Annotated in this window: 12 protein-coding genes and 1 tRNA gene; 5 read left to right on the forward strand and 8 right to left on the reverse strand. The window is 40.0% G+C overall.

All coding sequences use genetic code 11. The features are described from left to right. The first annotated feature begins 24 nt into the window (after window positions 1–24). Window positions 25–1,245 (forward strand): succinyl-diaminopimelate desuccinylase, encoded by a 1,221-nt coding sequence (dapE, locus tag AAGD37_RS00755; protein WP_341760389.1) that lies wholly within the window; start codon window positions 25–27, stop codon window positions 1,243–1,245. Window positions 1,246–1,291: 46 nt separating this feature from the next. Here dapE and AAGD37_RS00760 read toward each other — a convergent pair whose 3' ends face one another. Further along, complete coding sequence (locus tag AAGD37_RS00760) at window positions 1,292–2,377, reverse strand: 2'-deoxycytidine 5'-triphosphate deaminase (RefSeq protein ID WP_341760390.1); 1,086 nt, start codon at window positions 2,375–2,377, stop codon at window positions 1,292–1,294. A 372-nt stretch (window positions 2,378–2,749) separates the two neighbouring features. On the opposite strand from AAGD37_RS00760, the gene AAGD37_RS00765 reads away from it, so the two are divergent. Then, window positions 2,750–3,220, forward strand: a complete 471-nt coding sequence (locus AAGD37_RS00765) for an Hsp20 family protein (RefSeq protein WP_341760391.1) — start codon at window positions 2,750–2,752, stop codon at window positions 3,218–3,220. Window positions 3,221–3,300: 80 nt separating this feature from the next. Next, window positions 3,301–3,756 carry a DUF1772 domain-containing protein gene (locus AAGD37_RS00770; RefSeq protein WP_341760392.1) on the forward strand — a complete coding sequence of 152 codons (456 nt, stop codon included), beginning with the start codon at window positions 3,301–3,303 and terminating at the stop codon, window positions 3,754–3,756. 4 nt (window positions 3,757–3,760) lie between these two features. Here AAGD37_RS00770 and AAGD37_RS00775 read toward each other — a convergent pair whose 3' ends face one another. The 3 genes from AAGD37_RS00775 to mnmA all read right to left on the reverse strand — a co-directional run bounded on the left by AAGD37_RS00775 (window position 3,761) and on the right by mnmA (window position 5,814). Next, entirely contained in the window at window positions 3,761–4,372 is a 612-nt protein-coding gene (locus AAGD37_RS00775; RefSeq protein ID WP_341760393.1) for a recombinase family protein, read from the reverse strand. A 140-nt stretch (window positions 4,373–4,512) separates the two neighbouring features. Continuing rightward, window positions 4,513–4,589, reverse strand: a tRNA-Met gene (locus tag AAGD37_RS00780). Between the two features lie 73 nt (window positions 4,590–4,662). Next, the gene (mnmA, locus tag AAGD37_RS00785) at window positions 4,663–5,814 is read right to left on the reverse strand and encodes a tRNA 2-thiouridine(34) synthase MnmA (protein ID WP_424945449.1); all 1,152 of its coding nucleotides are present in this window, start codon (window positions 5,812–5,814) and stop codon (window positions 4,663–4,665) included. 783 nt (window positions 5,815–6,597) lie between these two features. Between mnmA and AAGD37_RS00790 the strand changes: the two genes are divergently transcribed. Both AAGD37_RS00790 and AAGD37_RS00795 read left to right on the forward strand, forming a co-directional pair. Continuing rightward, entirely contained in the window at window positions 6,598–6,834 is a 237-nt protein-coding gene (locus AAGD37_RS00790) for a zinc-finger domain-containing protein (protein ID WP_341760394.1), read from the forward strand. A 46-nt stretch (window positions 6,835–6,880) separates the two neighbouring features. Then, a complete protein-coding gene (locus AAGD37_RS00795; protein ID WP_341760395.1) occupies window positions 6,881–8,119 on the forward strand; it encodes an FAD-dependent monooxygenase in 1,239 nt (412 codons plus the stop codon). Between the two features lie 54 nt (window positions 8,120–8,173). Here AAGD37_RS00795 and folK read toward each other — a convergent pair whose 3' ends face one another. From folK to AAGD37_RS00815, 4 genes are read right to left on the reverse strand one after another with little or no spacing between them, the layout of a single operon-like run. Then, complete coding sequence (gene folK / locus AAGD37_RS00800) at window positions 8,174–8,671, reverse strand: 2-amino-4-hydroxy-6-hydroxymethyldihydropteridine diphosphokinase (RefSeq protein WP_341760396.1); 498 nt, start codon at window positions 8,669–8,671, stop codon at window positions 8,174–8,176. Between the two features lie 2 nt (window positions 8,672–8,673). After that, window positions 8,674–9,039 carry a dihydroneopterin aldolase gene (folB, locus tag AAGD37_RS00805; RefSeq protein WP_341760626.1) on the reverse strand — a complete coding sequence of 122 codons (366 nt, stop codon included), beginning with the start codon at window positions 9,037–9,039 and terminating at the stop codon, window positions 8,674–8,676. 49 nt (window positions 9,040–9,088) lie between these two features. Further along, window positions 9,089–9,922 (reverse strand): dihydropteroate synthase, encoded by an 834-nt coding sequence (gene folP, locus AAGD37_RS00810; RefSeq protein ID WP_341760627.1) that lies wholly within the window; start codon window positions 9,920–9,922, stop codon window positions 9,089–9,091. Between the two features lie 29 nt (window positions 9,923–9,951). Beyond that, complete coding sequence (locus AAGD37_RS00815) at window positions 9,952–11,631, reverse strand: NAD+ synthase (protein WP_341760397.1); 1,680 nt, start codon at window positions 11,629–11,631, stop codon at window positions 9,952–9,954. Window positions 11,632–11,813: the final 182 nt, after the last annotated feature.

Consider the following 11,813-nt stretch of genomic DNA (forward strand, 5'->3'; position numbering starts at 1 on the left):
TGTCTTTTTCCTTTTCATCTCATCGTGTCTGATCTTTCTAATGCTGCTGTCCTTCTGCGTGATCTGATTCGCTGTTCTTCCGTTACACCGTTTGAAGGTGGAGCTTTATCTCTTCTTCAACATTGTCTCGAAAGATTGGGATTTGTGGTTATAAGAAAGATTTTCGGCGCACCTGGAACAGAAAAAGTTGAAAACCTTTATGCACGGTTAGGGAATAGGGACCCCAATCTTTGTTTTTCTGGGCATATTGATGTTGTACCCGCTGGAGATCTTAAGACATGGGTCACTGACCCATTTGAAGCAGTTGTTGTTGAAGATAAGATTATTGGCCGTGGAGCCGTTGATATGAAAGGTGGAATTTCCTGCTTTGTGGCTGCGGTAGAGCGTTTTACGATCAATAAAAAAAATATGGGATCTATGGGATCAATATCGTTTTTGATAACAGCTGATGAAGAGGGACCAGCAATTAACGGAACAGCTGCTCTGCTCGACTGGTTAGTTAGGAAAAATGAGAAAATTGATGCCTGCATTGTTGGAGAACCGACCAATAGGAGCGTTATAGGAGATACGATTAAAATCGGTAGGCGTGGTAGTCTTTCAGGAACGCTTACTGTCAACGGAATACAAGGACATACAGCTTATCCTGATCTAGCGGATAATCCTGTGCGAGGAATCACTACATTGATAATATCGCTGATGACTCCTCCCTTCGATAAGGGAACCAAGAATTTTCAGGCAACTAATCTCGAAGTGACATCTCTTGATACAGACAATCATTCTTTTAACATGATTACACAAAAAGCTACTGCTTTATTTAATGTCCGTTTCAATGATTTGTGGACAGTAGACACAATCAAAAAGGAAATTGATTCTAGACTCATTACGTCTTCTCAGAAAAAGAAATATAGAAGCTTGATAAAGAATCAAGCAAAGGAATTTATAGATTTTAATGTTTCCTATACTGAACAATCAAGTCCAGCATTTCTAACCCTAGATTGGGAGCTAATCAATACACTTACAGATGCAGTAGAACAAGTCTGTGGCTATCGACCAGCTCTTTCTACCGGTGGGGGAACATCTGACGCGCGTTTTATCAAAGACTTATGTCCTGTTGTTGAATTTGGTTTGGTGAGTCTGACAATGCATCAGATTAATGAGCAGGTTTCACTGACTGACCTTGATTTACTGACTGATATCTATGCTGAATTTATCAGACGATATTTTGAGTTAAGATCCTCGTTATAAGAAACGAGGATAAACTTTTACGAAATTAAGTATTAAACAAAAAATTCTAACGAAAATGCTTAGACAGTTTCAAGCTTTGTCCTTGATAATGAGAATTCATCTCTGCACCGTAGACTGTATTAGGTCTTTCTAACATCTGTTCATAGATCAGATGACCAACAATTTGGCCGTGTTCTAAAATAAAGGGTACCTTGTGACTTCTGACTTCCAGGACGGCTCGAGCACCACCAGAACTTACATTGCCAAAACCTGGATCAAAAAAACCAGCATAATGAACTCGAAACTCGCCAATAAAGGGATCAAATGGAACCATTTCTGCGGCATAATTCGGTGGAATATGAACAAATTCACAGGATACAAGAATATAAAACTCATCTGGATCAAGAATAAGGTTATCGACGCCTTTATTGAAAAGAGGTTCCCAAAAATCGAGAGGATTATAGAATCCTTTTTTATCTACATCAATGGCAACTGTATGTCGCTTGCCGCGGTAGCCAATCAAACCTTCCTGATTGGCGTTCATGTCTATAGAGATAGCAACACCACTATTATCTATATTAACCTCTTCTTTAGCTACTAATATTTCATGGTTTTGAAGACTTAGCATTTCTTCATAGCTCAATGTTGCGATCCCTCTCCGAAAACGAATTTGCGATAATCTCGATTCGGTCCTGACAATTATAGGAAAAGTGAGTGGACTGATTTCAAGATACAGAGGACCCTTGTAGCCTTCCGGGACTATATCAAATTGTTGAGCATAGTCTGTAATGAGCCGTGTAAAGATATCTAATCGGCCTGTGGAACTTTTAGGATTAGCAGAAGCCGATACATCTTGAGGTAAGCATAAATTTTCGATTAACTGTACGATATAAACGCAATCTTTTTCAAGAACAGCACCTTCTGTTAAATCAAACTGGTGGAGTAAAAACCGGTTAAGTTTTTGGAAAACTTGGTATTGTTTACCTGGCAAGAAAGATGCTCTTACACGCCAGGCAGTTTTGCCTAGACGCAGGTCCAGACTGGCTGGTTGAATCTGATTCGTCTCCAGATCCTGTTCAGTTACAATATTTTTATACCTAAACAATTGCGATATTTGGGTATCGCTTAATATTCCTTTATCTGCTATCATCATTTTTTATTTTTGAAAAATCCTAGTGAGAGTCGATAGTAACCGCTGGATAACCAACGAGTCCTTCCCAGGTTTACATTTAAAATGGTGGAAATCGCGAGCGGATTCAGAATTTATCCTTTTCTGATTCTGATGATTTTTATAATTGTCAAGAGTGAATTCGTACTTTCTAGCAGTTTATTGATTATTTTTTCATCTTGACGGAGAACTGTTTCATGCCTTCCGTTGTGAACCAGCGATTGACTGCCTTGTCAGATCGAACTCTTCGAGTCAATTCTGAATCGTTTATTAATGAACATTGAATAAATTTTTCTTGGATCTATTCGTGCTTAGAAGTATAAGAAAAAAGAATTTGATCAAGAAGAGGATATTATTATGCGTCATGTAGACTTCAGTCCCTTATATGGATCTACCATTGGATTTGACCGTCTTTTCAACTTACTTGATACGCTCGGTCATCCGGATTCTCCGGAAAAAAGTACAGCATCCTACCCTCCCTATAATATTAACCGGATAGGTGATAATGCTTATCGTATTTCAATGGCTGTTGCAGGGTTTTCTGAAAAAGATCTCTCAATTGAAGTCAAGGAAAATTCTCTTTTCATAAAAGGGGAACAAGCATCAAAAGACAATGAAACAACTGAAATATTGTTCTCTGGAATCACCACGCGTAACTTTGAGCGAAGATTTCAAATCGCTGATCATGTCGAAGTACGCGATGCGCATTTGGAAAATGGTTTGCTGCATATTGATCTGATTCGTGAGATCCCTGATGCAATGAAGGCTCGGAAGATTAAAATCAGTGAGCCAAGTTCGACAAGTTCGAAACGAATTGATCGTCAGTAACCTGAAAAAGGTGATGATCGATGGTCATCACCTTTCCTTATTTAAGGTGATCAGCTATGGGGAAACAATATTCTTGAAAAATGAGACTCTTCTTTAATATTTTTGCCATATGTGGAGCAGCCGCTTTCTCGGGATTGATGCTATGTATTGGTATCACGCTGGGAAACTACTGGCTTAGTTTAACTTCACAAGATTTTCTGGATTGGTTTTCTAAAAACCATATCTTTATATCAAAAACGATTCCGCTTGTTGTTACACCAACAATCATCGGATTATTCGGTTCCTTATGGACGTCTTGGCATACCAAACTCAAACCGTTTTGGCTTTGGGTTACTAGTACGAGTTGCATAGGCGTCGTCATAGTATTGACAGCTATTTATTTCGTACCGACGAATCATGCCTTCGCAAGCGGAAATTTGGACCTTCTCCAGGTTAACGAAAAGCTCAATCAGTGGTTACTAATCCACTATATACGAATAGCGTTCGCTATGCTATCCGCTATTATAGGATCTATGGCTTTGGCTTTAGATCGTTAAACGGTCAGTCGTCACGTCCAATGTCAATGTGCTCATGTCTCAGCTGTCTGATGCGATCAGGAGGGAAATATCGGTAGAAAGCAGTACGCCCGATTTTGAGCTGATCAATGACATCTCCGATGAAAGGGTAATTTTCAGTGTCTTTAAGCATTGCCTCAGCAGACTTGATCCTTTGATCGTTCATCGCTCTTGGTCTTCCTCCACGTCTTCCCCTTTTGTTGGCAGCCTTCAGACCAGCACGAGTATTTTCAACAATTAAATCGCGCTGGAATTCATCGAAGGCTGCTGTCATATGGAAGAAAAGACGTCCTTCTGGAGTGCTCGTATCAATCTTCTGAGTTAAAACCTTGAGGGTAATCCCCCTATCATTGATATCAGCAACGGTCTTAATGATTTGCGTCAGCGAGCGAGCTAATCGAGAAAGCTTCCATACCACGAGTGTATCTCCTTCTCTGAGAAAAGCAAGAACAGCTTTCAATTGAGGTCTATCCCGATGTGAACCTGAAGCTCTCTCTATGAAAATCTTACGACACCCTGCTTCTCGTAACGCATCCATCTGCAAAGCAGGAGTTTGATCTATAGTTGAGACACGAGCGTAACCGATAAACATGATCATTCATTCATTCATTCATTTCTCTTCAGAATATTAGAATCTATGTTTCAGAACAAGGAATTTTGTGATTACTTTGATTCTGAGATAAATCTCGTATAAGCAATTACGCTTAAACCTCTATAAATTCCTGAAATGTCAACAGTTGGTAGCGGGAGAGGGATTTGAACCCCCGACACGCGGATTATGATTCCGCTGCTCTAACCAACTGAGCTATCCCGCCAAATAAACTAAATATTGAGATCTAAAAACGTAAGCAGATCTCTAGTACTATACAGAACGTTGATTCTCATTTCTCAAACATTCATATCGTTAACACTATCAGTTGTTTTTATCCAGCCCCCACCAAGAACACGGCTTTGATCACCTGTATCTTCATAAAAAACACAGGCTTGCCCAGGAGAAACACCTTCTTCACTTTGAGAAAGGATAATCTCAACTTTTTTCTTCTCTACAACGAGTCTCGCAGAGCGGGGTAATTGTGTAGAGCGGACACGAACGGCAATATCCATTCCTGAAGATTCTATCTCCTCTAACGGTTGATCGCCTAACCAATTCACGTCATCCAATAAAATTCGATCTGTTGCTAAAGCAGAGCGTGGTCCTACATAAACCGTAGAAGATGTAACATCCAATTTGATCACATATAGTGGATATCCCATTGCAACACCAACTCCACGCCTTTGCCCGATCGTATAATGGATGATTCCCTGATGTCGACCGACTCTCCGGCCATCAAGATGAATAATATCTCCTGGTATAGTAGCTTCTGGCTTCAATTTTTTAATAAAATCTGAGTAATGTCCTTTTGGTACAAAACAAATATCCTGACTCTCAGATTTTTCAGAAACCTTTAACCCTATCTCTTTTGCGATCGCTCGCGTTTCAGATTTTGATATTTTTCCGAGGGGAAACCGCAAATAATTAAGCTTCTCTTGTGAAATAGAAAACAAAAAATAGCTTTGATCTTTATCTCTATCGTAGGAACGATAAAGATTCTGATGTCCTTCTTTCCCTTCGCGACTGACTATATAATGACCTGTAGCAAGACAATCAGCACCTAGGTCACGTGCAGCAGAAAGAAGATCAGAAAATTTAACGTTCTGATTGCATGTTATGCAAGGTACAGGAGTTTTTCCTTCAATGTACGCGTTAGCAAAAGGATCAATAACGGATTTTCGGAAAATGGTTTCATAGTCGAGCACATAATGAGGGAATCCCATTTGCTCTGATACACGACGCGCATCATAGATATCTCGTCCTGCGCAACAAGCATCCTTACGTCGTATATTAAAATTCTGATCGTAAAGCTGTAAAGTTATTCCAACAATATCATAACCTTCTTTCTTAAGCAAACTTGCTACAACCGAAGAATCAACACCACCTGACATAGCGACGACGACACGAGTGTCGATCGGTGATTTAGGAAAGCCAAGACTATTCAGCATTTTATTTTTGCTCAAAGTTCAATTTTTTAGCTTATCTGACATAATCTGTTTCGATCATCAAGTCTTCTGAACAAAAGTAAAGAAAAAGTGAGGACCACTTTAATGATTGCTTCTTTGATCATGGCAATAAAAAATGTTGCTGTTGACAGACCATGATGAACCGATACTCCCTCATATGTGGAGCTACTTAGGAAGTCAGTTAAGATGGTAAGATAACGGAAACTGCATACGGCATTAGCATAAGTTTTAGGTTCCATGGTCTCATATCCATATCGGTTAAGCTGACCGATTGAGCATGACTTAAGAAAAGTCTTAACACCAAGTGGAGAACATGTTTTTGCTTTCCCTGATGGAGGCCAACCACAATTGATCTCCATCATGTAATTAGCAATAAGAGTTAGGTGTGTTTTTACTGAAAAGAATTTCTGAGGCAGTGTAAATATGTTCTAAATGACTCTCAGGAGCTTTGGATAGAATTGGGGAATGCTCTGAAACTTCACCGTGCTCAACTTGAGGTGTGACATTTTAAATATGATCGATTCAGGGATTCCAGTATCAATTGGATTGGCCAGTTATCTTTTCGCTGCTACTCTCCAAGATTCCTGAACCTTCTATCTTAAGAGATTTAGGAATAGTTTCCGTCCCCAAAAATTCAATAGTCTTATTGAGTTTTAAATGTTCTTAGGATTCTTCAGAGTAGAGAGGGGTAAGAAATGGATCTTTGCAAATTCTTTACAAAGGAGCTAGATTAACCTTTTTCATTTTAAGCGTGAGGATCTTACGATGGATAATTCATTTATTCCCTATTTTCAAAATAACGCTGGATTCGATCAGATTTCTATTGGGGCAAAAGAATTTATGTGTATTGGAGCATCGGCCCCTCATGAGCATCCTTATATATTTCTTAACATGGGAGAAGAGAATAAGATAGTTTGTCCCTATTGCTCTACTTTGTTTAGATTTGATTGTCATCTTGGTCTTACTGAAAGTATACCGGATGGATGTTTGATTGAAATGTAAATATAGAGTTTTTGATTCAAACACTTGCTCGTGGATGCTTCGCCCCATGCCCTCTTTGCGAATGATGAAAAGAAAGAATCCTCTTCTAGCAATAGCAGGCGGTGGTATTGCGGGTCTTGCTTCGGCTCTTTTTCTAGCAAGATCAGGTTTTGAGGTAATGGTTTTTGAAAAAGAGCAACAGATTCAGACAAAAGGAGCGGGAATACAGCTTTCACCCAATGCATTCAAGATTTTGGATTCTATAGGACTGACTCATCACCTCAAAGCTGACGGTTATTTTCCAGATCATATTAATATCCGTTCAGGTCTCAATATGCAATTACTTACACGTTTTCCATTAGGAGAACAAATTAGACATCGCTATGGAGCCCCCTATCTCCTGATCCACAGGGCTGATCTTCTTCATCGATTATTAGATGCCTGTAAATCAGAACATGCGGTTCATCTTTTTTTTGATCATAAAGTCTACAATGCTTTCCCGCATGCTCATGGCATCAAGATCTTAGTAAGAAATGGAGAAATCTATGATGAATATTTAGTTACAGCTTTGGTTGGTGCTGATGGTGTCTGGTCGACGATTCGAAAGCAGTTAGAAGGTGCCATTGAACCAGAGTTCAGTCATACAGTGGCATGGCGTACATTGCTTCCTCACAACGAAGTTGATGAAAAGATCTTAACATCTTCGATAGAACTATGGCTTGGCCCTAACGCTCACATTGTGACTTATCCTGTACGTGATGCGTTCAACATTGTAGCCATCACACCGTTCTTATCTGATAAGAACCCTGACTCAGGAAGGATTAAAGACAGAAATAGAAAGAATCGACTGAGTTTCTTTATCCATTGGCATGATTCCGCACGCCATCTTGTCAATCTAACTAGTGATTGGGAAGGATGGCCAATATATTCTCTTATTAAACCTCATAAACCTTTCAAGGAAAAAAATGGACTCCCCATCTGTTTAGTTGGTGATGCTGCGCATACGATGTTACCATTTGCAGCTCAAGGCAGCGCCAGTGCGCTTGAAGACGCAGCTATACTAGCAAAATGGTGTCATCAAACCCCCGAAGATCTGGAAACTTCTTTCAAAAATTATGCTAAAGAACGGCATGGACGAATCAAATATATGATTAAACTTAGCGCACAGAACAGATTGATCTATCACGCCAGCGGCCTTGTCTCTTGTGCCCGAGATTGGATCCTTCAACTGATAGGAAATAAAATTATCAACCACAGAACAGCTAGACTCTATAGCTGGACAGCTGATTCATCGTCACCTCCTTGAAAATAGAATGAATAGTTGAGGTAAGATCATAAACACTTCTCGTGAATCCACTCTTTATCTCCACCAATTTCTCGACATTTCTAGCCGTTGAATATGGTCACAATTGAGAACTTTAAGGTACGAATTGATCGAAAGGCCACCCACCACCAGATCAGGAGTGATTTGCTTAAGAGGAACCAGTGCAAATGACCGTTCTAACATTCGTGGATGAGGAAGTGTCAATTGTTGTTTATGCTGGACTATTCCTTCATATATAAGGATATCAACATCAATGGTGCGAGGTCCCCAGCGAATTTGACGTTCTCTTTGACCCGCATTTTCGATAGTTTGGCACAATTTGAGAAGATCTCCAGGTGTTAAACAAGTTGAAATTTCGGTGCAACAATTATAAAAGCATGGCTGATCTTCAATACCCCAAGGGGCGGTTCTGTAAATAGTTGAAACGGCTTTAACACAGATAGAAGAATTTTCATCAATACGCCGTAATGCTTTTGCCAAAGATACAAAGACGTTTCCTATATTACCACCTAATCCTAGCCATACTGTTGCCACCTTTAATTCCCTTCAGGGTAGTAAACTGTTACTCCAACATGATCTAATATTCCATAAACCGGTGCATGAGGTTTTTTTAAGGTCACTTTCACCTGCACGATTTCAGGAAACTTGTCGCAAAGACCCTTAGCAATATCCATTGCTAGTGCCTCAATAAGATAACGCCTGGATGTTATCATAATACCTTCAATTATACCAAAAACGTTACCGTAGTGAACAGTATCTTCTATCCTATCCTCATGAAGGGCCTTCCAAGAATCAACCTTTAGTGTCGTATCAACAAAAAATCGCTGGCCCAGTTTTTTTTCTTCTTCATAAACACCATGATGAGCAAAAAAGGTACAGTTTTTCAAAGTAATTTCATAGATATGAGGATAAGTATTAGGTTGAGGCATCAATGATTAACTTCTAATATAGTTATGATTGTCTTAAGTTCATTAAAGCATCTGCTACAGCTAAAGCATCTTTGTTCATAACAATATCATGGACACGAAAGATTGCAGATCCTTTTTGCCTTGCGAAAACACTTGTCGCAGATGTAGAAACACTTCTGTCTATAACATCGCGTCCAGTAATTTCTCCCAAAAACCGTTTGCAGGAAGTTCCTACCAAGAGTGGAAACCCTAGATCATGCAATTTTTCAAGGTTGCGAAGCATTAAAATATCATGGTCTGTTGTCGATGAAAACCCAAATCCCGGATCCAATACAATTTGGCTGGCTTCAACACCAGCAACAGAGGCGATCTTTAAAGAGTGCAACAAAGATTTTTTCGTATCTTCAATCAAATCAGATCCAAAATCATGCTTGCGGCGATTGCTCATCAGAACCAAACCCGCCCCCGTTGATGCAGCAATTTGGGCTAGTGAACAATCATGCTGACATCCCCATACATCGTTGATAATATGCGCTCCAACATCAAGAGCAAGCTGAGCTGTTTCTGATCGATAAGTATCAACGGAGATGATAACGTCTCCTCTATCAGCTAACTGCTCAATAACAGGTAGTATACGTTTCTGTTCGGTTTTTGCATCAATTGATGATCCGCATGGACGAGTCGATTCACCACCAATATCAATAATAGTAGCACCTTGTTTAACCATATTTAGTGCATGATACACTGCATCGTCTATGGCTAGATACGATCCTCCATCAAAAAATGAATCGGGAGTAATGTTTAAAATTCCCATAATATGATAAATCGGTCCGATCGTAAGAGAATATCCGTGAGCAAGAGACCAGCGTCTTGGCAGAAACCAATTAGCTTGAGTCGTGGCCTCTATCATTGATTTGACCATCGATGAGTCATTGGATAACGCCTATCACGTCCAAAGGATCTGCGTGTAATTTTAACACCAGGGGCTGCTTGTCGCCGTTTGTATTCAGACATATGAAGCAACTGTTCGATGCGTATGACTGTTTCACGGTTAAAGCCATATTTTCTAACGATCGCGTCACTTGACATGTCTTCTTCAATGAGACTCTCCAAAATTGTATCCATAACCAGATAGGGTGGCAGGGTATTCTGATCCAATTGGTTTTCCTTCAACTCAGCAGATGGAGCTTTACTGATAATATTGGGTGGGATGACAATACCTGATGGACCTAAGCAGCTTGGCGGCATATGTTGGTTCCGCCAACGCGATAAAGCGTAGATATGCATCTTGTACAAATCCTTGATAGGGTTAAAGCCACCGTTCATATCACCATAAAGTGTCGTGTATCCAATCGACATTTCACTCTTATTTCCAGTTGTCACAACCATAGAACCAAGTTTATTCGACATAGCCATCAAAATCATGCCCCGGGACCGGCTTTGAAGATTTTCTTCGGTAATACCGGATTCTGTCTTTTCAAGAAGCGGAGCGAGAATTGTGCTCAATCCTTCGACTGATTTATTAATAGAAAGAATATCATATTTTACGCCAAGCGCTTGTGCACAAGCAGCCGCATCCGATAGAGATGTTTGAGATGTATAACGATATGGCATCATAATGCACTGGACATTCTCTTGACCTAAAGCATCAACACTCATGGCTGCACAAAGCGCTGAATCAATACCACCGGACAATCCTAGAATAATGTTTTCAAAACCGTTTTTATTTACATAATCGCGCAAACCTAGAACACAGGCTCGCCAGTCTGCTTCCTTCGAATCCGGTAGCGTCGATTGAATATCATTCTGACAAATCCAGCCTAACTGACTACGCTTCCAGGTACTGACAACTAACCCTTCCTCAAATTGGCTCATCTGAAGGGCAACCGTTTGATCACAATTGACAACAAAAGATCCGCCATCGAATACTAACTCATCCTGCCCCCCCAACTGGTTAACATAGATGAGTGGCAGACCACTCTCACTCACCCTTTTGAGAACAATCTGAAGACGCAGATCTATCTTATTACGACAATAGGGTGAGCTATTTGGTACAATTAAGATTTCCGCTCCTTCTTTTGCAAGTGCTTCACAGACTCTGAAATCCCCCCACATATCCTCACAGATTGGGACCCCCAACTTCACCCCACGAAATTTGACCGGACGAGGCACGGGACCAGCTTTAAAAACACGTTTCTCGTCGAAAACACTGTAATTCGGCAAATCTACCTTAAAACGAAACGCTATAATCTTTCCATTATCCAGAACAGCTACTGCATTATGGAGAGTTTTGTTCTCTGTCTGCCAAGGTGTACCTATCATGATACCTGGCCCACCATCTAATGTTTCTTTTGCCAGTCTTTCTATAGCTTCTTGGCATTTTTTGACAAAAAAGGAGTTTAAAACGAGATCTTCTGGTGGGTATCCAGAAATAAAAAGCTCGCTGAACACAATGAGATCAGCTTTCTGCGCAGCAGCATCAATCCGTGCTTGTTGTACCAAAGACAGGTTTCCAGAAATATCACCCACAGTTGGATTGAATTGACCGATAGCTATTCGTAAAACATCAATAGAATCGTTAGACATGATAGAAATTCTTAATTGATATCTTCTAGCTAAGCCGTTGTATTACGTCAATCTCTAACAGGTTTTGATCCATTATCAACATGCTCCAAAAGTGAAATTATATTTGAGAATCTATTTTCTATTTACAGAGTCTATCGATGTCTAGCATAATAATTCATTTCAGCTAGAACTAGGAATTTTCA

The sequence above is a fragment of the Candidatus Endowatersipora endosymbiont of Watersipora subatra genome, assembly GCF_964026585.1.
Taxonomy (GTDB): Bacteria; Pseudomonadota; Alphaproteobacteria; order Rhizobiales; family Rhizobiaceae; genus Pseudahrensia.